At 66.2% G+C, this 20,963-nt stretch carries 14 protein-coding genes; 3 read left to right on the top strand and 11 right to left on the bottom strand.

All coding sequences use genetic code 11. The annotated features are described in order from the left end of the window. Positions 1–246: 246 nt before the first annotated feature. Genes JCQ34_RS03540 through JCQ34_RS03530 form a run of 3 tightly spaced genes read right to left on the bottom strand, consistent with a single transcriptional unit; the run spans position 247 to position 7,791 of the window. The gene (locus tag JCQ34_RS03540; RefSeq protein ID WP_286401887.1) at positions 247–3,957 is read right to left on the bottom strand and encodes a 1,4-alpha-glucan branching enzyme; all 3,711 of its coding nucleotides are present in this window, start codon (positions 3,955–3,957) and stop codon (positions 247–249) included. Between the two features lies 1 nt (position 3,958). Then, positions 3,959–5,752 (bottom strand): maltose alpha-D-glucosyltransferase, encoded by a 1,794-nt coding sequence (treS, locus tag JCQ34_RS03535; RefSeq protein ID WP_286401885.1) that lies wholly within the window; start codon positions 5,750–5,752, stop codon positions 3,959–3,961. Next, entirely contained in the window at positions 5,749–7,791 is a 2,043-nt protein-coding gene (locus JCQ34_RS03530; RefSeq protein WP_286401882.1) for an alpha-1,4-glucan--maltose-1-phosphate maltosyltransferase, read from the bottom strand. Before JCQ34_RS03530 ends, treS begins: the two co-directional genes overlap by 4 nt. A 191-nt stretch (positions 7,792–7,982) precedes the next feature. On the opposite strand from JCQ34_RS03530, the gene glgP reads away from it, so the two are divergent. Both glgP and JCQ34_RS03520 read left to right on the top strand, forming a co-directional pair. After that, positions 7,983–10,601: an alpha-glucan family phosphorylase gene (gene glgP / locus JCQ34_RS03525; protein ID WP_286401879.1), complete on the top strand. Its 2,619-nt coding sequence runs from the start codon at positions 7,983–7,985 to the stop codon at positions 10,599–10,601. A gap of 62 nt (positions 10,602–10,663) precedes the next feature. Further along, complete coding sequence (locus JCQ34_RS03520) at positions 10,664–12,451, top strand: thiamine pyrophosphate-requiring protein (RefSeq protein WP_286401877.1); 1,788 nt, start codon at positions 10,664–10,666, stop codon at positions 12,449–12,451. A 36-nt stretch (positions 12,452–12,487) separates the two neighbouring features. Here the strand turns inward: JCQ34_RS03520 and JCQ34_RS03515 are convergent, their stop codons facing one another. The 8 genes from JCQ34_RS03515 to JCQ34_RS03480 form a co-directional block, all read right to left on the bottom strand. After that, positions 12,488–12,844, bottom strand: a complete 357-nt coding sequence (locus JCQ34_RS03515; protein ID WP_286401874.1) for a barstar family protein — start codon at positions 12,842–12,844, stop codon at positions 12,488–12,490. Positions 12,845–12,851: 7 nt separating this feature from the next. Next, entirely contained in the window at positions 12,852–13,340 is a 489-nt protein-coding gene (locus JCQ34_RS03510; RefSeq protein ID WP_286401872.1) for a ribonuclease domain-containing protein, read from the bottom strand. A 43-nt stretch (positions 13,341–13,383) separates the two neighbouring features. Beyond that, entirely contained in the window at positions 13,384–15,495 is a 2,112-nt protein-coding gene (gene glgX, locus JCQ34_RS03505) for a glycogen debranching protein GlgX (protein ID WP_286401869.1), read from the bottom strand. Positions 15,496–15,585: 90 nt separating this feature from the next. Then, complete coding sequence (gene rlmB, locus JCQ34_RS03500) at positions 15,586–16,575, bottom strand: 23S rRNA (guanosine(2251)-2'-O)-methyltransferase RlmB (RefSeq protein WP_286401866.1); 990 nt, start codon at positions 16,573–16,575, stop codon at positions 15,586–15,588. A 112-nt stretch (positions 16,576–16,687) separates the two neighbouring features. Then, positions 16,688–18,151 (bottom strand): cysteine--tRNA ligase, encoded by a 1,464-nt coding sequence (gene cysS / locus JCQ34_RS03495; RefSeq protein ID WP_286401863.1) that lies wholly within the window; start codon positions 18,149–18,151, stop codon positions 16,688–16,690. Positions 18,152–18,172: 21 nt separating this feature from the next. Beyond that, positions 18,173–18,661, bottom strand: coding sequence for a 2-C-methyl-D-erythritol 2,4-cyclodiphosphate synthase (gene ispF / locus JCQ34_RS03490; RefSeq protein ID WP_286401860.1), 489 nt, complete (start codon positions 18,659–18,661; stop codon positions 18,173–18,175). An 8-nt stretch (positions 18,662–18,669) separates the two neighbouring features. Next, positions 18,670–19,452 (bottom strand): 2-C-methyl-D-erythritol 4-phosphate cytidylyltransferase, encoded by a 783-nt coding sequence (ispD, locus tag JCQ34_RS03485; protein ID WP_286401859.1) that lies wholly within the window; start codon positions 19,450–19,452, stop codon positions 18,670–18,672. Positions 19,453–19,559: 107 nt separating this feature from the next. Beyond that, on the bottom strand, positions 19,560–20,042 hold the full coding sequence (locus tag JCQ34_RS03480) for a CarD family transcriptional regulator (protein WP_011690592.1): 483 nt from the start codon (positions 20,040–20,042) through the stop codon (positions 19,560–19,562). 271 nt (positions 20,043–20,313) lie between these two features. On the opposite strand from JCQ34_RS03480, the gene JCQ34_RS03475 reads away from it, so the two are divergent. Continuing rightward, positions 20,314–20,931: a hypothetical protein gene (locus tag JCQ34_RS03475; protein WP_286404289.1), complete on the top strand. Its 618-nt coding sequence runs from the start codon at positions 20,314–20,316 to the stop codon at positions 20,929–20,931. The last annotated feature ends 32 nt before the right edge of the window (positions 20,932–20,963 follow it).

The following is a 20,963-nucleotide window of genomic DNA, read 5'->3' as shown; positions in this document are numbered from 1 at the left end:
TCAAACTTACCCGCTGACATCCTGCGTGTCAAACCGGAGTCCGCGACCATCCTCGGCATAAGCTTGAGGGGATCATGTCTTCCGTCTGACTCCGTGGAGCAGCGCGGAAATAAACTGTACCACCAGTCTTCCGGGATTGCCACTCCACTCCGGACGGGCCTCCCCTAAGCTGCCGAAAGGCCCGGAATCACGCGGATTCCGGACCTTTCGCTCGTTCAGTTCCGGGTTGCTTAGTGCCGGGGTGGATCAGTCAGCCACTGCTGCACCCGGCTTGAAGTAGGACGCCCCGAGCGGCGGCAGAGTGACGGTCAAGGTCGCCGGCTGGCCATCCTGTCCGTGATCCGTCGCCTTCAGTTCGCCTTCGTTCAGCACGCCGGAGCCCCCGTACGTGGTGTGGTCCGTGTTCAGGACCTCCGTCCAGGCACCGGCCGACGGGACGCCCAAGGTGTAGCCAACATGTGGTGCGCCGGAGAAGTTGATGGCGCAGACGATCGGGTTGCCGTCGGTGTCCCACCTGATGAACGACAAGACGTTCCGGTCGGCGTCGCCACCGTTGATCCACTGGAATCCGGCGGGAACGTTGTCCTGCGTGTACAGGGCCGGCGTGGACGCGTACAACTCGTTCAGGTCCTTGGTCAGCAACTGCAGTCCCCGGTGTGCCGGGATGTCCGCGAGCCACCAGTCCAGGCCGTGTTGCTCAGACCATTCGGCTTCCTGGCCGAATTCGGTGCCCATGAAGATGAGCTGCTTGCCGGGGTGCGCCCACTGGTAGGCAAAGAAGGCCCGCAAGTTGGCCAACTGCTGCCAGCGGTCGCCCGGCATCTTGCGGAGCATGGAACCCTTGCCATGGACAACCTCGTCGTGGCTGATCGGCAGCAGGAAATTCTCCGTGAAGGCATACACCAGGGAGAACGTCACGGTGCCGTGGTGCCAGCGGCGGTTGTAGGGGTCCTCGGAGATGTACTTGAGCGAATCGTGCATCCAGCCCATGTTCCACTTCAGGCCGAAGCCCAGGCCGCCGTGGCTGGTGGGGGCGGTGACGCCGGGGAAGGCAGTGGATTCTTCCGCGATCATGACAGCGCCCGGGTGGGTCTTGTACACGGTGGCGTTGACTTCCTGCAGGAAGGAGATGGCTTCCAGGTTTTCCCTGCCGCCGAAGCGGTTGGGCCGCCACTGGCCATCCTGGCGTGAGTAGTCCAGGTAGAGCATGGAGGCCACTGCGTCCACACGCAGGCCGTCAATGTGGAACTCCTCCAGCCAGTAGAGGGCGTTCGCCACCAGGAAGTTCCGGACCTCGGAGCGGCCGAAGTCGAAAATGAGGGTGCCCCAGTCGGGGTGTTCGCCCAGGGCGGGGTCGGAGTGCTCGTACAGCGCCTCCCCGTCGAACCGGGCCAGGGCCCAGGCGTCCTTGGGGAAGTGCGCGGGCACCCAGTCCAGCAGCACGCCGATGCCGGCCTGGTGGAGGGCGTCCACCAGGTAGCGGAACTCATCCGGGTGGCCGAACCTGGACGTGGGGGCGTAGTAGGACGTGACCTGGTATCCCCATGAACCGCCGAAGGGGTGCTCGGCCACAGGCATGAATTCAACGTGGGTGAACCCGAGCCACTTGACGTACTCCACCAGTTCCTTGGCGAGTTCGCGGTAGCCAAGGCCCAGCCGCCATGATCCGAGGTGCACCTCGTAGACGCTCATGGCCGAGTTGTGCGGGTCGCGCTTGCTGCGCGCTTCCATCCATTCCTGGTCCTTGAAGGCGTAGGAGGGCTCCACCACGCGGGACGCGGTCAACGGGGGGACCTCGGTGCCGAACGCCAGCGGGTCGGCTTTTTCAACCCAGTAGCCGCCCCGCGTCAGGATCTCGTACTTGTAGCAGGCGCCTGCCGTAACGCCGGGAATGAAGACTTCCCAGACACCGGAAGATCCCAGCGAGCGCATGGAATTCTCGCGGCCGTCCCACGCGTTGAAGTCGCCCTTGACGCGGACAGCCTGCGCATTGGGAGCCCAGACAGCGAAGGAAACACCGTTGACGTCCCCGAGCGAGGACTTGTAGTGCTGGACGTGGGCGCCGAGCACGGTCCACAGCTTCTCGTGCCGGCCTTCGCCGATGAGGTGCAGGTCCACTTCACCCACGGTGGGCAGGTAGCGGTACGGGTCATCAACCGTCACCGCTTCCTTGCCCGGGTAGGTGACCGAGAGCCGGTAGTCCGGAACGTGTCCCTGCTCCACCGGCTCCAGGACGGCAACCCACACGCCGTGGGCCTCATGCTGCATGGGAACTTCACCGGCCTGGGTGACCACGGTGATTGCTTCGGCGAGGTGCTTCACGGTGCGGATGGTGACATGCCCGTAGTCGTCCAGGTGCGCGCCCAGGACGGAGTGGGGGGCGTGGTGTTCACCGTTCGCGATCCTGCCCAGGGTGCCTTCATCCACGTGCAGGGGCACCCCCGGACGGTCAGTTCGTGCTGAGCCTGTCATTTCGTTACCTTCCGATGCTGCACCGGCGGACCCGCCGGCACCATTGCTGCCCAGGAGCCGCCTGGAGGCGTTTACTGGAATCGCCACCCAGTCGGGCCTGTTCCGCATTTCATAAACAACTTCGTACAGCGCCTTGTCCAGCCACAATGCCACAAACAGCGGCGAGGTCCGGTCCACCGTGCCGGGAATGACCCCGGCATACCCTGCCAGGAAAGCGTCGGCGCAGTCGTCAACCCAGTTGTCCGGGACTTGCGCGCCTTCCTGTTCGCGCTGGGCTGCTCCGGCTGCGTAGTCGAAGGACCGGAGCATCCCCACCACGTCGCGCAGGGGGACGTCCGGGACGTTCCGTTCGGCGATGGGCCGCAGCGGCTCACCCTCGAAATCCAGGATGGCCCACCGGGACTCGTCGCCGGACTGGCCGGTCACCAGGAGGATCTGGCCCAGGTGCAGGTCCCCGTGGATGCGCTGCAGCGGCCCGGCCGGAGTTTTGTCCAGGCCGGCCAGCAGGGTGTCCAGAGCATCGTCGTAAGGCCCGACGGCGGCACGGGCTTCAGCCCAGGCGGTGCGGACGCGCTGGGCAACAGCAGGTCCTGCCCCCTTGCCGGGTTCAGGCTCGGCTGATTGCCCCAGGGCCTCCGCCAGGCGCTTGTGCACCGTCGCCGTGGCCGCGCCAAGGGCCCGCGCTTCTGACGTGAAGTCCCTGCCCGAGCGCGCGGCGTCCACGGCCAGCCGCCAGGCGTCCCGGCCGCCGGCGAGGAACTCGTGGGCCACGGCGAGCTCACCTTGCACATACTTGGTACCGGTGCCGCCGGAGCCGGTGTTGCCCTGGTTTCCCTGGGCGCCTTGTCCGAGCCACTCCCCCCTGACCCAGCCAAGCGTGGCAGGGACCTCGGAGGTGCCCGCCTTGGTCAGGGCAGCACCCACCTCGATCTCGGGGTTGGTGCCGTCGGAAAGCACCCGGAAGAATTTCACCATGGCGGCCGATTCGCCGTCGTCCACCAGGACGGAACTGTTGGACTGCTCGCCGGAGAGCACTTTCACCACGCCCTTGGCCGTAGGCAGCCGGTAGGGACCATCAACCCGGAACCCCGTGGCCGTACCGCTGGCAGCCTTCTCCTGCTGCCGGATGAGCTCCAGCCACGCGCCCACGAAGTCGGGGTCGTGGACGGCGTCGTAGACCCAGGGGCGGGTGGGATCCATTCCCGCGGCATTGCCCACCAGCGCCCGCTCCATCCCGCCTGCCGGCGCCGGCCGAAAGCTCAAGGGAACCTGGACCACCGCGGTGCGCGGGCCGCCGTCGGGCCCCTGCGTGGTGATGTTCAGAAGGAACACGGCCAGCGCCGCATGGCCGCTGGGGTCCGTCAGCCCCAGGCTGCCCGCTTGGGAAACGTCGAAGTCGGGGGTCTTGACCGGAAACCACCGCTGCTGCGGCAGCCATTCCTTGAGCAGCGCGGTAAGGGCGGGAGTGAGGATTGGCTGATTCATCTCAGTTCTCTATCGACAGGATGGGCATGGCCTGGGTGTAGGGCGACGACGGGTTGGACCCCGCCGAGCGCAACCGGAGCCAGAAGAAATCGTGGCTTCCGATGGTCAGGGTGAGGCTGCCGTCGTCGCCGATGCCAGGGAAGATCTGGCCGCCGAAGACATCGCGGAGCCCCCGCCCGGCATACTCGGGGATGCGCAGCGTGGCAGCCACCGGATGCTGGGAAAGGTTGAAGGCGCAAAGGATGGTCTCGGCGTCGGCACCGGCAGGGTTGCCGGCCGGCAGTTCCCGCAGGTACGCCAGGACGGCGTCGTGGTCTGCTTCCACATGCTTGAATCCGCCCAACCCGAAGGCGGGGTGGTTCTTGCGGACGCTGAGGATCTGCCGGGTCCACCGCAGCAGGGACCCTGAATGTGCCGCCTCCGCTTCCACGTTGGCCATGGCGTAGTTGTACACCAGTGACTGGATGGGCGGCAGGTAGAGCTTGCCGGGATCCGCGTGCGAGAAACCGGCGTTCCGGTCCGGGTTCCACTGCATGGGCGTGCGGACGGCGTCGCGGTCCTCGAGCCAGATGTTGTCCCCCATGCCGATCTCGTCCCCGTAGTACAGGAACGGGCTGCCCGGAAGCGAGAGCAGGAGTGCGTTGATCAGCTCGATCTCGGCCCGTGAGTTGTCCAGCAGCGGGGCCAGCCGCCGCCGGATGCCGATATTGGCCCGCATGCGGGGATCCGGCGCGTACCACCCGAGCATCGCCGCACGCTCATCGGCGGTGACCATTTCCAGGGTCAGTTCATCGTGGTTCCGGAGGAACGTTCCCCACTGTGCGCCCTCGGGGATGTCCGGGGTGTCGCGCATTGTTTGGATGATAGGCGCTGCCTTCTGGTCCCGCAGGGCGTAATACAGGCGGGGCATGATGGGGAAGTGGAAGGCCATATGGCATTCGGGTTCCTCCGCGGTCCCGAAATACTCCACCACCTCGTTGGGCGGCTGGTTTGCTTCGGCGATGATCACTCGGCCGGGATAGTTTTCATCCACCATGGCCCGCAGGTCCCGGAGGAACTCATGCGTTGCCGGCAGGTTCTCGCAGTTGGTGCCCTCTTCCTCGTAGAGGTAGGGGATGGCATCCGCCCGGAAACCATCGATGCCCTGGTCCAGCCAGAACCGGACCACGTCGAAGACGGCGTCGATCACGGCGGGGTTTTCGAAGTTCAGGTCCGGCTGGTGGCTGAAGAACCGGTGCCAGAAGAACTGCCGCCGGATGGGATCGAACGTCCAGTTCGATTCCTCCGTGTCAACGAAGATAATGCGCGCGTCCTGGTACTTCTCGTCCGTGTCGCTCCAGACGTAGAAGTCGCCGAACGGGCCGTCCGGGTCCTTCCGGGATTCCTGGAACCAGGGGTGCTGGTCCGAGGTGTGGTTCAACGGGAGGTCGATGATTACCCGGACGCCGCGGGCGTGGGCTTCTGCCACCAGCCGCTTGAAATCGCTGATGGTGCCGAACTCGTCCAGGACGGAGTTGTAGTCGGAAATGTCATAGCCGCCATCCCGCAGCGGCGACTGGAAGAACGGGGGCAGCCAGAGGCAGTCGACGCCCAGCCACTGAAGGTAGTCCAGCCGGTCGATGAGTCCGGAGAAGTCCCCGGACCCATCGCCGTTGGCATCCGCAAAGGCCCTCACAAGTACTTCGTAGAACACTGCCTTGCGGTACCACAACGGGTCATGCTGAAGGCCGGGTGCGTTTAGCTCGAATGTGCTCTTTGGGGTGAAGTGGCCGGAACTTTGCGGATTGAAATTCACTGATGCATTCTCCTCACGCTCAGGATGTGGGCGGGCTCCACGTGCGGATCCAGGCGCACGTAGTTGTACTCGCCCCATTCCCAGCTTTGGCCGGAGATCAGGTCGTCCACGTAGAAGCCGCCGCCCGGGGTGAGGTCCTGCGGGTCCAGTTCCAGGGCTGCCAGGTCCAGGGCCACGCTGCATTCCTTGGTGACGTGCGGATCCACGTTGACCACCACGATGATGGTGTCCTTGGAACCGTCGGGAAGCGTCTTGTGCTTGGAGAAGACCACGGTGGAGTCATCGGTGCTCTGGTGCACCGTCAGGTTCTGCAGGTCCAGCAGCGCCGGGTGGTCCCGCCGGATGTGGTTAAGCCGCGTGATGTACGGGGCCAGCGAGCGCCCTGATTCGGCGGCCGCATCCCAGTCGCGTGCCTTGTATTCGAACTTCTCGTTGTCGATGTACTCCTCCGCGCCGGGCCGGGCCACGTGCTCGAACAGCTCGTAGCCGGCGTAGACGCCCCAGAGCGGGCTTCCGGTTGAGGCAAGCACCGCCCGGATCCGGAATGCCGCCGGTCCCCCATACTGCAGGAATTCGGTGAGGATGTCCGGGGTGTTGACGAAGAAGTTCGGGCGGAAGAACGCCGGGGACTCGTGGCTGACCTCGTCGAAGTATTCCTGGATTTCCTTCTTGGTGTTCCGCCACGTGAAGTAGGTGTAGGACTGCTGGAAGCCTGCCCTGCCCAGTGCGTGCATCATGGCGGGTCGTGTGAAGGCTTCGGCGAGGAACACCACGCCGGGTTCGGCTTTATTCACTTCCGCAATAAGCCATTCCCAGAACCACACGGGCTTGGTATGCGGGTTATCCACCCGGAAAATCTTTACCCCGTGGCTGACCCAAAGGAGCACAATCCGCAGAATTTCCTGGGAAAGGCCTTCCGGGTCATTGTCGAAATTGAGCGGATATATGTCCTGGTACTTCTTTGGCGGGTTTTCCGCATAGGCAATGCTGCCGTCCACCCGGGTGGTAAACCACTCCGGATGGGACTGCACCCACGGGTGGTCCGGTGCTGCCTGCAGCGCGAGGTCCAGGGCTACTTCCAGGCCCAGCTCGTTGGCCCGCGCCACGAAGGCGTCAAAATCCTCGAAGGTGCCCAGGTCGGGATGGATGGCGTCGTGGCCGCCCTCCTTGGCTCCAATGGCCCATGGCGAGCCGGGATCGTTGGGGCCTGCCACGAGGGTGTTGTTGGGGCCCTTGCGGTGCTGCAGGCCGATGGGGTGGATGGGCGGCATGTACAGGACGTCGAAGCCCATGGCCGCCACGGCGTCGAGCCGCTTTGCCGCGGTCCGGAAGTTCCCTGAGGTCCACGCGCCGGTGTTGTGGTCCTTGACGGCGCCTTCGGACCGGGGGAAAAACTCGTACCAGGCGCCGCGGCCGGCACGGTCCCGCTCCACCAGCAGGGGGTATTTCCGGGACACGGTCACCAGTTCGCGGATTGGCTGGCGGGCAACGATGTCCGCTATCTCCGCGCTGAATCCCGCCCCGAGGCGTTCCTCGGTGCTGCGGGACTGGTCCGCGAGGACGTCCGCGGCACGCTGCAGGGCCGCCCGGTCCACGTCGTCCCGGAAGTCCTCTGCGGCGGCTTCGCCAAGCAGCTTGGCACCCTCCGAAAGCATGAGTTCGACGTCGATGCCGGCGTCGATCTTGACCTCCGCGTTGTGGTGCCAGGTGCCGTAGCGGTCGTGCCAGGCTTCGATGACGAAGGACCAGTTTCCGGTTTCCGACGGCGTGAGCACGCCTTCCCAGCGGTCCGTCCCCATGCCGCGTTCCCCGCGGGGCGGCGCAAGCCGGACGCGCTGCCGCTCTGCACCGGAGGGGTCCAGGAGCACTGCGCTGACACCGAGCATGTCATGGCCTTCGCGGAAGGCGGTGGCGCCCACCACGATCGCTTCGCCGGGCAGGGCCTTGGCCGGGAACTTGCCGTCCTCGACGACAGGCTGCACGGCGGTGATGGGAAAACGTCCGAACCGCAGGCCCTCGGTGATTCGGCGCTGGGGCATTTTGGTGGATGCTGCACTGGTTCCTGAGTTAGTCGTCACAGGCTTGACGTTAGCGAGAAATGGGCAGGATTGCTAAGCCTGCTCACTAAATACGCCGTGCCGCGGCCCAATTTCTTCACGCCCCTGTCATTTACCCAAAAGAAACCGAAAGCTGGTTCCGGCCGCGCAGGTTGTCGGTTAGTGTGACGCAGGTGAAGGCAATCCGCAGGTTTACGGTCCGTACAGTCCTCCCCGAGCCCATTCGGCCGCTGGCCCGGCTGGCCAGCAATTTGCGGTGGTCCTGGCACCGCCCCACCCGGGAACTCTTCGCCGGGCTGAACCCGCGCCTGTGGGAGGAAAGCGGGCAGGACCCCATAGGTTTCCTGGGGATGGTGAGCCGTGAGGAGTTCCAGCAGCTCGCCGCGGATCAGTCTGTGGTGGAGCGGGTGCGTGCCGCCGAAAAGGACCTTGACAGGTATCTTGAGGAGCCGCGCTGGTACCAGGGACTGGGGCCCGATGCTCCGGCCTCCATTGCCTACTTCTCCCCCGAGTTCGGCATCACCGAGGTCCTTCCCCAGTATTCCGGCGGCCTGGGCATCCTTGCCGGTGACCACCTCAAGGCGGCCTCGGACCTGGGCGTCCCCCTGATCGGCGTGGGCCTGCTCTACCAGGCCGGCTATTTCAAGCAGTCCCTCTCCCGCGACGCCTGGCAGCAGGAGACCTACCCGGTCCTGGACCCGGACGGGCTGCCGCTCACCCTGCTCCGCGAGCCGTCCCCGGACGGCAACGGCAAGGCACTGGAGATCTCCCTCCCCCTGCCCAACGGCCGGCGCCTGCTGGCACACATCTGGCGGGCCGACGTCGGACGCGTACCCCTGCTCCTCCTGGACTCCAACGTTCCCGGCAACGACGATGCCGCCCGCAGCATCACCGACCGGCTGTACGGCGGCGGCGGCGATCACCGGCTGCAGCAGGAACTGCTGCTCGGCATGGGCGGGGTCAAGGCCCTGCGCGCCTTCCAGAAACTGACCGGCTGCGCGGCCCCGGAAGTGTTCCACACCAACGAGGGCCACGCCGGGTTCCTGGGCATCGAACGCATCCAGGAACTGATGTCCGGTGAGCAGGCACTGACGTTCGACGAAGCGCTGGCTGCCGGGCGTGCCTCAACCGTGTTCACCACCCACACGCCCGTCCCGGCCGGCATCGACAGGTTCGAAATCAACCAGATCAGCCACTTCTTCCAGGCCGGCCTGGCCCCCGCGGTGCCGGTGGACCGGGTCCTGGAACTCGGCCGGGAAAACTACGCGGACGGAAACCCCTCCGTCTTCAACATGGCCGTCATGGGCCTGCGCCTGGCCCAGCGCGCCAACGGCGTGGCCAAGCTCCATGGTGAAGTGTCGCGCGGCATGTTCTCCGCGCTGTGGCCCGGCTTCGACCACTCGGAGGTGCCCATCACCTCCGTGACCAACGGCGTCCACGTGCCCACGTGGGTGGACAGCCGCATCTCCAAGCTGGCCCGCGACCAGTTCGGGAGCGAGGCGGAAGCGCTGGGCAAGTGGGACCTCGCCTACAACGTCAGCGACGCCGACGTCTGGGCCCTGCGGCGGGAACTGCGGGCGGCCCTGGTGGAGGACGTCCGGCGCAGGCTGCGTGCCGCGTGGAAGAAGCGCGGTGCCGCCGATGCCGAGCTTGGCTGGACAGACAACGTCCTGGACCCGGACGTGCTCACCATCGGATTCGCCCGCCGCGTGCCCACCTACAAGCGGCTCACCCTGATGCTGCGCGAACCGGCCCGGCTCAAGGCACTGCTCCTGCACAAGGACCACCCCATCCAGTTGGTCATCGCCGGCAAGTCCCACCCCGCCGACGACGCCGGCAAGAAAATGATCCAGGACCTGGTGCGTTTCTCGGATGATCCGGAAATCAGGCACCGGATTGCGTTCCTGCCCAACTACGACATCGCCATGGCCAGGACCTTGTTCCCCGGCTGCGACGTCTGGCTGAACAACCCGCTGCGCCCTCTGGAAGCCTGTGGCACGTCAGGCATGAAGGCGGCACTGAACGGGTCGCTGAACCTGTCCGTCCTGGATGGCTGGTGGGATGAGATGTACGACGGCGAGAACGGCTGGGCCATCCCCACCGCCAACAACGACGCCTCGCCCGAGGAACGCGACGACATCGAGGCTGCCGCACTGTACGAGCTGCTGGAGACGCAGGTGGCCCCCCGCTTCTACGGCGGCACGGTCTCCGAGGGCGCCGGCGCGGCCGGCCCCTCGACCACCAGGAGCGAAACCGTGCCCACCCACTGGGTGTCCATGATCAAGCACACCCTCTCCCACCTCGGTCCGCAGGTCTCCGCCGAGCGCATGCTCCGGGACTACGTGAACATCCTGTACCGTCCCGCCGCCGACGCGGGCCGCAGCGCCACCGCCAACTCCTACGCCCAGGCCCGGGCGCTGGCGTCCTGGTCGGCGAAGGTCCGCGGAGCGTGGCCGCAGGTGCATGTGGAGCATGTGGATTCCGTGGGCGTGTCCGAGGATCCGCAGATCGGCGACACCCTGCAGGTCAACGCTTACGTGGCCCTGAACGCGCTCACCCCGGATGATGTCTGCGTGGAGGTGGCCTACGGGCGGGCGGAAGAGAACGACACCCTGGCGGACATCACCATGATGGAGCTGCAGGTGAAGGAGGACCTCGGCAACGGGCGCCACCTGTTCAGCGGTTCCCTGGTGATCGACCGCTCCGGGCCCTTCGGCTACACCGTCCGGGTCCTGCCGCGGCATGAGGCCCTTGCGTCCAAGGCCGAGCTGGGACTGATCGTCAACGCATAGCCCCCGGGTCCGATGGGTACGGTTCCTGGCAGGCAGGCCAGGAACCCACCCTAGGAGGACCAATGACCGAACGCACGGTGGCCGATGTAATCGTGGAGCGCCTCACCACGTGGGGTGTGGACCGGGTCTTCGGCTACAGCGGGGACGGCATCAACGGCTTCATGGGCGCCCTGCGCCGCAGTGAGGGACAGGTTGAGTTTGTCCAGGCGCGGCATGAGGAGTCGGCCGCGTTCATGGCTGTGGGCCACGGCAAATACACCGGCGGCGTAGGGGTGGTCACCTCCACCCAGGGCCCCGGCGCTGTCCACCTGCTCAACGGGCTGTATGACGCCAAGCTGGACGGCGTGCCGCTGGTGGCGATCGTGGGACAACAGAGCCGTACAGTGCTGGGTTCTGCCTACATGCAGGAAATCGACCTCATGGCGCTGTTCAAGGACGTTGCTTCCCAGTTCGTGCAGCAGGTCAGCGCGGCGGAGCAGGTGCCCATGGTGCTGGACCGGGCCTTCCGGACGGCGAAGGCCACCTCCTCCCCCTGCGTGGTGATCATCCCCCACGACGTGCAGTCCGAACCTGCGCCGGAGCTTGGGCAGCAGCACGGCATCGTGGTCACCGCACCGTCCTGGAGCGCCGCGGCCAAGACTCCCCGCGAAGAGGACCTCGCCGCGGCGGCCGCCCTGCTCAATTCGGCGGAACGGGTGGCACTCCTGGTGGGCCAGGGAGCCAGGCACGCACGCGACGAAGTAGTGGCGATTGCCGAGAAGCTTAGTGCGGGAATCGCCACCAGCCTGCTGGGCAAGCCTTACGTGGATGAGAGCCTGCCCATCGCGGTGGGAACGATGGGCCACCTTGGCACCACGGCCAGCGCGCACCTGCTGGGCAGCTGCGACGCCCTCCTGATCGTGGGCTCCAACGATCCCTGGACGGAGTTCTATCCGCCGCCCGGCGCCGCGCGTACCGTCCAGATCGACATTGACGAGAAGAAGATCGGCAACCGCTACCCCGTGGAGGTTGGCCTGGCAGGGGACGCCGCTTCGGCCCTTGAGGCCCTGAACCAGCGGCTGGAACACCGTCCGCGGACCCAGTGGCGCTCGGAGGTGGAGGAAGAAGTCAGCCGCTGGCGGATCCTGGCGGCAGACCGTGCCGCCGTCGCGGCCAGCCCCGTCAACCCGGAACGGGTGGTGCGGGAGCTCAACGGCCGGCTGCCCGGAGACGCCATGGTGAGTGTCGACGTCGGAAGCTGCGTCTACTGGTACGCCCGCCAACTGGTGCTGCCCCAGGGCGTCCCTGCGCACCTTTCCGGGACGCTTGCCAGCATGGGCTGCTCCATCCCGTACGGGATCGCCGCCAAGCTCGCCCACCCTGACCGTCCGCTGCTGGCCCTGGCCGGGGATGGCGCCATGCAGATGCTGGGCGTAGCGGAGCTGGTCACAGTGGCGCACCGCTGGCGCCAGTGGCAGGACCCCCGGTTCGTGGTGTGCGTGTTCAATAACCGGGAGTTGACCGAGGTCACGTGGGAGCAGCGTGAGTCGGAGGCCGAGCCGCGCTTTGCCGCGAGCCAGGAACTGCCCGATTTTCCCTTCGCCGGCTACGCCGATCTGCTCGGGCTCAAAGGCATCCGCGTGGAGGATCCTGAGCTGCTTGCGGAGGCGTGGGAGCAGGCCTTCGCGGCGGACTGCCCCGTGGTGATCGAGGTACTGACCGACCCCGAGATCCCGCTGCTGCCGCCGTTCCCGGCAGGGCGGCAGAAAGCGGACAGCATGCGCAAGGGCCTGGCAGCGGAGGACGACGGCGGCAGGGCTTCGGCACTGCTTGACACCTATGTTTCACACGAGGAGCGCCCACAGGGCTAGCTGCGGCGCGCCGCCACCAGGGCAATAAGAGCTGCTTCAGAGCAGCACGGCGGTGACGGCCAGGTCCTTGCCCGCGTAGCGTTCGGCGTCCTGCAGGATCTCGCAGATGATACCGAACGACCGGTCGCTGCGGAACGGGGCGGCCACCTGCCACAGGACCGTGACGGGCGGGTTGCCGTTCTCGGTGATGCTGTCTGCGAAGTCATGGAGCGAGTCGTTCAGGGCGTCGAGGTTCACGCCATAGTGTTCGGGGAAGTCCAGGACCTCACCGAAGGTTTCCAGGACGGCGCGCTTGCTGTCAGCGGGCGGGACCACCACGCTGCGGCGGCCGGCGTCGGCTACCTGTTCCTGCAGTTCTTCCAGGGTCCAGGTGTCGCCGGAGAAGATTCTCATGGTTGTGCTAGCTGCCTTCCGCTATGTACTTGAACGTTGAGTAGTGGTCCCCGGTGTAATACTTTTCGCCGCCGTTCCCTGCGACGATGCGCCGGGCGCCCCGGTCCGCTTCGCCGGGCGTGGGAACCGTGTATTCGCGGTAGTAGCCCCGGTCCTTGGCCGGCAGGACCTGCTCGAAGTTTCCGAATACCTGGTCATCCTGGCTGTACTGGTACGGGCCGCCCGCGCGGATCAGCGCCAGCACCCTGCGGCCCTCCAAAGGGAGCGCCGACTCCCGGATTTCCGGAAGGCTGGACGGGTTGGCCGCCCGGTGGGGCGCAGACTGCTTCGCCGCCCCTGACGCAGCCGTGCCGCCCGGAGTGGACGCCTGGCTGGATGCCGTTCCCGGCGTCGTACTTTCGGTCTGCCCGCCCAGAAGCCCTGCCCCGCCGAAGGCCACCATGGCAAGCACCACCAGGGTGGTGATGAGCAAGGGAACGATGGAGCGGTTGCGCATTCGGGGTGTACCTGCCGGCTGGTTGGCTGATTTTTGGAGGCGTCTACGTGCGGTAGATGCTGATGGAGTTGGCCTCTGCGAGGTCGGTTTCCCCCGACGGCACCTGGATGCCCTGCCGCTCTTTGTGCCGCGGCGAGGTGGTCAGCCGGAGCTCGAACAGGCTGGGGCTCCGCCTCCCTGCGTCCGGGAGCGTGACCTCCACGTCGGAGGCGCTGCCGTTGACCACCACCAGGCCGGCCAGCTCGCCGTTGTCGTCTCCCAGCAGGAGCTGCATGACCCGGCAGTGCGGATCGTTCCAGCGGTCGGCGGACATGGGCTGCCCGTCGTGGTCGAACCAGTAGAGGTAGGACTGCTCGTCCCGGACCGGGAAATCGTGTGGCTGGGCGGCCAGGAACTCCTTGCGCAACCGGATGTACCGCTTGGTGCTGCGCAGCATTTCGTGTGCTTCAGGCGACAACGTCCAGTCCAGCCAGGTGATGTGGTTGTCCTGGCAGTAGGCGTTGTTGTTGCCTTGCTGCGTCCTTGCCAGCTCGTCGCCGGCGGCGATCATGGGCACCCCCAAGGACACCATCAGCGATGCCATGAGGTTGCGCCTGGACTGGGCACGCTTCGCCAGGATCGCGCCGTTCTCGGTGGGGCCCTCCACGCCGTGGTTGTAGCTGCGGTTGTCCCCGTGGCCGTCCCTGTTTTCTTCGCCGTTGTCCTCGTTGTGCTTGCGGTCGTAGGATACGAGGTCGTTCATGGTGAAGCCGTCGTGGGCGGTGACGAAGTTGACCGACGCCAGGCGCGAGCGGCCGGAGGCCTGGAAGAGGCCTGCGGAACCGGACAGCGCGTCCGCTAGCTTGGCCATGGTTCCCCCGTGCCCGCCGGCATCAATCGCGGCACGGTCTGCCAGCCAGAAGGTCCGCACTGAATCCCGGAAGTGGTCGTTCCAGTCCACCCACCCGGGCGGGAACTGGCCGGTCTGCCAGCCGCCGTAGCCTATGTCCCAGGGTTCGGCGATCAGCTTGACCTCGGACAGGACGGGATCGGCGGCGACGCCGGTGAGGAAGGGGTGCTTGGGATCGAATTCGTTCGCGGCGTTACGGCATAACGTGACGGCCAGGTCGAAGCGGAAGCCGTCGATGTGGAACTCATCCACCCAGTACCGCAGCGAATCGGTGACCAGCTGGACCACGCGCGGGTCCGCGAAGTTGAGCGCGTTGCCGCAGCCTGTGGTGTCGACGAATTTGCCGTGCTCGTCCACCCGGTAGTAGGCGTCCTTCCCCAGTCCCTTGAAGTTCAGGACCGGCCCCTCCACGCCGCCCTCTGCGGTGTGGTTGTAGACGACGTCGAGGATGACCTCCAGCCCGGCGGCGTGCAGGGCCTTGACCATGGCTTTGAACTCGTCCTGGACCGCCTGTGCACCGGCTTCCTGGGCAGCCTGGGTGGCGTACCCGGGGTGCGGGGCAAAGAAGGCAGCGGTGTTGTACCCCCAGTAGTTGTTGAGCCCCAGGTCCTGCAGGTGCGGCTCGTCGATGTGGAAGTGGACAGGCAGCAGCTGGACAGATGTGATGCCCAGGCTGGTGAGGTGCTCCACGACGGCAGGATGCGCCAGGCCGGCGTAGGTGCCCCTCAATTCCTTCGGCACGTCCGGATGGAGCATGCTCTGGCCGCGCACATGGGCTTCGTAGACGATGGTGTTGCGCCAGGGAAGGCGCAGGAGTTCGTCCGTTCCCCAGTCGAAGTCGGTGGCGGTGCGGACGCTGGTGAGGACGCCGTCGCGCTGGTCCACTCCCCTGCCGTACGGATCGAGCAGCAGCGGCTGCCTGGCCGACCCGTTGACGCCGTTGTTGCCGGTGGGAACGGCAGGCGGTAACGGCTGGTTGTCCGACGACGGACGGAAGCCGTAGCGCGACCCGTAGGGCAGGTCCTCCACGATGCCGTGGTGGACGCCCCTGGTGATGTTGGGCAGGGTCTGGACCCGCCACTCCCCGCCCGGAGGGCAGTAGGCGATGTCCAGGCTTGGGACGGCGGGTGCCAAACAGGCAACGTTGGCCCGGCCCCCCGCATGGTGGCGGGTACCACCCGAATCAGCGCGTGGGACGCTGACACCGAGGGGAACAGCCGAGGAGGCGTCCATGGTGGATGCAGTGTCGAAGAGCGGCATGACCATCACCTAAATAGTAGCGGCCATTGGCACTTGACCTGCCCGTTCACCCCTGCGGCGCCGGGAAACCTGCCAGGGACATTGGTCCCGGAATAACTATCCTGCGGAGCGCTGGCGGGAAACCTCATACAGCGAGATGCCCACGGCCATCGAGGCGTTGAGCGACTCCATGGCCGAATCGATGGGGATGGAGACGATCTGGTCGCAGTTCTCCCGGACCAGGCGGCTCAGCCCCTTCCCCTCAGAGCCCACCACGATGCACACCGGCTCGGTGGCCAAGGTGAGGTCAGGCAGCGAAACGTCGCCGTCGCCGTCGAGCCCCAGCACGAAGATGCCCATGTTCTTGAATTGCTTCAGGGCGTTGTTCAGGTTGGAGGCGCGGGCCACGGGCACGCGGACCGCCGCACCGGCGCTGGTCTTCCAGGCCGAGGCGGTGACGCCCACGGAGCGGCGCTCTGGCACGATGACACCGTGGCCGCTGAAGGCGGAAACGGAGCGGATGATGGCGCCCAGGTTGCGGGGGTCGGTGATGCCGTCCAGGGCGACGAAGAGCGGGGCGTTGGCGATGTGCCCCTTCTTCCACTTCTCCACCGTTTCTTCGGCCAGTTCGTAGGCGTCCTGGTACTCGTAGGGCGGGATCTGCAGCACCAGGCCCTGGTGGACGGCGTCATCCGTCATACGGTCCAGCTCAGGCTTGCCGGTTTCCATCAGCGGGATGCCGCGTTCGGCGGCGAGCTTCAGGGATTCCTTGACGCGGTCGTCCATCTCGATGCGGATGGCCACGTGCAGTGCCTTGGCCGGGATGCCTGCGCGGAGCGCTTCAAGTACGGAGTTGCGTCCAGTGACCACTTCCTCGGTGGCACGCCCCTTGGGCCCGGATTTGGCGGCGCCCGCGCTGCGGGCACCGGTGCCGCGCTTTGCGGCGGAGCGTTCGGCGAGCTGCCTCGCCTTGTGGGCCTTGTGGTAAACGCGGTCCTCGGCCTTGGGCGTGGGCCCCTTTCCTTCGAGGGCCTTGCGGCCATGGCCACCGGTTCCGACGGTTGGGCCCTTCTTCGCTTTCACCGATCGGCGACCATTGTTGGCCATGATGTTCCACCCTTGATTGTGCTGACTGAGTCTGCATACCAGTCTACTGACCCGAAAAAAATCGGGGGCTGCTGGTTGCATGGGGGGGGTCAGCCGGGCTTGGTGGTGGGCCTTAGTCGCGCTTGAGGCTCCAGGTGGCGCCGTCCGGGCCGTCCTCCACCACAACGCCGGCCTGGTTCAGCGTGTCCCGGATGGCGTCGGAGGCGGTCCAGTCCTTTTCGGCGCGGGCAGCGGCACGCGCGGAGAGCTGGGCTTCCACGAGGACCTCCAGCGCCTCGGCCTCCCGAGTGCTCACGGCCGCGGACCCGGCGACCGCGTTGAGGCCCAGGACGTCAGTCATGAGGGCCACTGCGTGCATGGCGTCACGCGCGGCGATGTCGTCACCCTCGGCCAGGGCAGTGTTACCGGCCCGGACGGTCTCGTGCAGGGCCGCCAGGGCGCGGGGGACGTTGAGGTCGTCGTCCATGGCTTCGCAGAAAGCGTCGATCCCGGCGGATTGGCCGTGGTTGCCATGAGCGATACCGGCGTCGCCGCCGAAACGGGATGCAGCTTTGGCCAGGAAGCCGTCAATGCGTTCGACGGCGGCCGCGGCCTCCTGCAGCGACGTGGGCCGGTAGTCCAGCACCGAGCGGTAGTGCGCCTGGCCCAGGTAGTAGCGCACCACGCGGGGCGGGGCCAGCTCCAGCATTTCGGCCGGGCTGATGGTGTTGCCAATGGATTTGGACATCTTCTCACCCTGATACGTCACCATGCCGTTGTGCATCCAGAAGTTGGCGAACGGGTACCCGGCAGCCTGCGACTGCGCCATTTCGTTCTCGTGGTGCGGGAAGCGCAGGTCCAGTCCGCCGCCGTGGATGTCGAAAGCAGTGCCGAGGTACTTGGTGACCATGGCGGAGCACTCAAGATGCCAGCCGGGACGGCCGGCGCCCCAGGGCGATGCCCAGCTGGCGGTGGCAGGCTCGCCTTCCTTGGAACCCTTCCACAGCGCGAAGTCGCGGGGGTCCTTCTTGCCGCGGGGATCGGCGTCGGGCGCTGCCTGCATGTCGTCAATGTTCTGCCGGGTCAGTGCGCCGTACCTGTCCCAGGAGCGGACGTCGAAGTAGACATCGCCGGAATCATCCAGTGCCGGGTAGGCGTGGCCGCGGTCGATCAACTGCTGGATCAGGGCGTGCATTTCGGGGATGTGCCCTGTGGCCCTGGGTTCATAGGTGGGGCGGGAGACGCCCAGGGTGTCGTAGGCCTTCAGGAATTCGCGCTCGTAGCGGTATGCCAGCGCCCACCACTCTTCGCGGGCCACCTCCCCCGCTTCCGGGCTGAAGTCCGGTGCGAAGGAAGCCTCCGACTTGGCCAGGATCTTGTCGTCGATGTCCGTCACGTTGCGGACGACGGTGACGCGCAGGCCCCGGTACTGGAGCCAGCGGGTCAGCTGGTCGAAGGCGATGGCGGAACGGATATGTCCCACGTGCGGCATGCCCTGGACCGTGGCTCCGCAGTAATAGAGGCTGACCTTGCCCTCGACGAGGGGGACGAAGTTCCGGACTTCGGCGGAGGCTGTGTCATAGAAGCGCAAGGTCACCGATCCAGACTAGCCGATGGCTCAGGACTGCCGCGGGTACACCAGGGCGGTGGCCATTGCGGAGATACCCTCGCCGCGCCCCGTGAAGCCCAGGCCGTCGCTGGTGGTCGCCGTGACCCCCACATGCGCACCGGCAGCTTCGCTCAGGACCTTTTGGGATTCCTCCCGCCTGGGCCCGAACTTGGGCCGGTTGGCCACGAACTGCACGGCGACGTTGCCGATCTCGAAGCCGGCCGCCCGGACGATCCGCGCGGCCTCGGCGAGGAGGGTGGCCCCGGAGGCACCGGCGAACTCCGGGCGGTCGGTACCGAAGTGCGTGCCAAGGTCGCCGATGCCGGCCGCGGAGAACAGTGCGTCAGCTGCTGCATGCGCCACCGCGTCCCCGTCAGAGTGCCCGGCAAGGCCACGTTCGCCGGGCCAAAGGAGCCCGCCGAGCCAGAGCGGGCGGGGGGCGTCTTCGGGGGCGTACGCGTGGACGTCAATTCCCACGCCGGTCCGGGGAAGGACCATGTCCCGGCTCATCCTTCCACCCACCGGGCCCCGAGCGGGCCTTCCAGGAGGCCTTCGGCGAAGATCAGGTCCAGGGGCGTGGTGATCTTGAGGGACTGTGTTGACCCGCGCACCACGTGGACGGGAGCGCCCAGCATTTCAACCAGCATGGCGTCGTCGGTGACAGCCGCTGACTGTTCCTGATCCAGGGCCTGGGCCGCCTGGTGGGCCTGCACCAACGTGCCGGTCCTGAAGCCCTGGGGCGTCTGTACCGCGCGGAGTTCCTCGCGGCGGGCAGTCCCTGTTACGACCTCGGGGGCGAAGTCCGCACCCTCCCCCGTGGTGGCCGCCACGGTTTTCACGGTGTCCACGACCGGCAGCGCGGGAATCACGGCATCCGCGCCGGCGGCAAGCGCATCGGACACGCGGTGGAAAACCGACTCTGGCGTCAGTGCTCGCGCGGCATCGTGGACCAGAACGGCCTCGATGCCCTCCATCAGGGCAGCGATGCCGGCCCGGACGGAGTGCGCCCTGGTGGAGCCGCCGTCGACGAGCGTCAGGAGGGGTCCGCCGTCGGCAAGTTCCCCGCGGAAGTCGTCGCACAACTGGCGCAGGCCCTGGTCCCCTGCGGGCAAGGCGACGCACACCTGCGTGGCAACCCCGGACGCGACGATGCCGCGCAGGGCATGCATCAGGATTGGCTCGCCGCCCAACGGCACGGCCGCCTTGGGCATGCCGTAGCCAAGGCGTTGCCCTGAACCTGCGGCCACCAGGATGACGGCTGTGACCAGGCGCGGAGGTGATTCACTCATGCGGACTAGCCTACGACGCCGGCACTTGCGGCAGGTGCGCAGGCCCCGCCGGATTGGGCCAAAAAAAGAAGCCCCGGCTGCACTTGCGTGCCGCCGGGGCTCAATTCTTAGGAAGCCAGGACCTCGTCGAGAACGCTTGCTGCCTTCTCCTCGTCGGTCTTTTCAGCCAGCGCCAGTTCTGAAATCAGAATTTGGCGGGCCTTGGCCAGCATTCGCTTCTCGCCTGCGGAAAGGCCCCGGTCGTGATCCCGGCGCCACAGGTCGCGGACAACCTCTGCCACCTTGATGACGTCACCGGAAGCAAGCTTCTCCAGGTTTGCCTTGTACCTGCGTGACCAGTTGGTGGGTTCCTCGGTGAACTCAGCGCGGAGCACATCGAACACGTGCTCCAGGCCTTCCTTGCCCACGACATCCCGGACCCCAACAAGGTCAACGTTCTCTGCTGGAACTTCAATGGTCAGATCACCCTGAGCCACCTTGAGCTTGAGATACATCTTCTCTTCGCCCTTGATGGTGCGCATCTTGATTTCTTCAATCTTCGCAGCACCGTGGTGAGGGTAAACTACTGTCTCGCCGACCTCAAATACCATGTGGACATTTCCCCTTTCCCGCAGACCAGTTTATCACGATTCAGGCATATGACCGGCCGAAGAAAGGGCCTCCAACCGCGAAAATACGCGGAAAAACGGCCCAATCAACCCCCTCCACCCTCTTGACGAATGGGCGGATTAGTGCATCGCGTGAGCGCTCGCACAGGGGTTGTGACACGGCCGAATCCTCGTTTGACCCTCTTTGCGGATAGGCTATGGCTGAAAAAGACTTCAAATTTCTTGAGGAGTACGTGACGTGCGTTCCACTGCGATGAACCGGGCCCAGCGCGGCAAACTGGCACTGACGGCTGCTGCCCTTGGCGCCAGCCTGCTGACCGCGGGCTGCGGTTACATCACGCCCCAGCAGACCAGCCACCAGTACTCCGCCTCGGACGGCGTCCGCGCGGACCTGGGTCCCCTGCAGCTGCGGAACATGCTCATCGTCTCCGCCGGCGAAAATGAGCCCGGCCGCCTGATCGGCGCCGTCTACAACTCCTCCTCCAAGGACGTAAAGCTCACCGTCAATGGCGCCAAGGGCTCGCAGACCCAGGTTCCAGTGAAGGCCAACTCCTACACGCTGCTCAACGAGAACTCTGATCCCGCCATCCTGAGCACCACCGGCGGCAAGCCCGGCTCCCTGGTGGACGTCAAGGTCAGCGAGGACGGCACCAACGTCAGCAACACTGTCAAGATTCCCGTCCTGGACGCCACCTTGCAGGAGTACAAGGACTACATCCCCACCCCGAGCTCCTCGGCGACGCCTTCCTCATCAGCAAGCGCAAGCTCGTCGGCCAGCGCCAGCTCATCCGCAGGCGCAAGCTCTTCGGCAGGGACAAGCTCCTCCGCCAGCGCCACTCCGAGCGCTACGGCAACCGCCACCAGCCGCTAAGCGGTCACCGGCCCCGGGAGGCCGGCAGGCAT

The sequence above is a fragment of the Pseudarthrobacter defluvii genome, assembly GCF_030323865.1.
Taxonomy (GTDB): domain Bacteria; phylum Actinomycetota; class Actinomycetes; order Actinomycetales; family Micrococcaceae; genus Arthrobacter; species Arthrobacter sedimenti.
Note: the sequence above shows the minus strand (reverse complement) of the source record. Positions and strands in the feature narration are given on the sequence as shown.

What these genes read in the sequence shown, in the direction of transcription:
- JCQ34_RS03540 (WP_286401887.1), bottom strand. Translation starts at nt 3,957, where the DNA reads ATGAATCAGCCAATCCTCACTCCCGCCCTTACCGCGCTGCTCAAGGAA.
- JCQ34_RS03530 (WP_286401882.1), bottom strand. Translation starts at nt 7,791, where the DNA reads ATGCCCCAGCGCCGAATCACCGAGGGCCTGCGGTTCGGACGTTTTCCC.
- JCQ34_RS03520 (WP_286401877.1), top strand. Translation starts at nt 10,664, where the DNA reads ATGACCGAACGCACGGTGGCCGATGTAATCGTGGAGCGCCTCACCACG.
- JCQ34_RS03515 (WP_286401874.1), bottom strand. Translation starts at nt 12,844, where the DNA reads ATGAGAATCTTCTCCGGCGACACCTGGACCCTGGAAGAACTGCAGGAA.
- JCQ34_RS03510 (WP_286401872.1), bottom strand. Translation starts at nt 13,340, where the DNA reads ATGCGCAACCGCTCCATCGTTCCCTTGCTCATCACCACCCTGGTGGTG.
- glgX (WP_286401869.1), bottom strand. Translation starts at nt 15,495, where the DNA reads ATGGTCATGCCGCTCTTCGACACTGCATCCACCATGGACGCCTCCTCG.
- rlmB (WP_286401866.1), bottom strand. Translation starts at nt 16,575, where the DNA reads ATGGCCAACAATGGTCGCCGATCGGTGAAAGCGAAGAAGGGCCCAACC.
- ispF (WP_286401860.1), bottom strand. Translation starts at nt 18,661, where the DNA reads ATGGTCCTTCCCCGGACCGGCGTGGGAATTGACGTCCACGCGTACGCC.
- ispD (WP_286401859.1), bottom strand. Translation starts at nt 19,452, where the DNA reads ATGAGTGAATCACCTCCGCGCCTGGTCACAGCCGTCATCCTGGTGGCC.
- JCQ34_RS03480 (WP_011690592.1), bottom strand. Translation starts at nt 20,042, where the DNA reads ATGGTATTTGAGGTCGGCGAGACAGTAGTTTACCCTCACCACGGTGCT.
- JCQ34_RS03475 (WP_286404289.1), top strand. Translation starts at nt 20,314, where the DNA reads ATGAACCGGGCCCAGCGCGGCAAACTGGCACTGACGGCTGCTGCCCTT.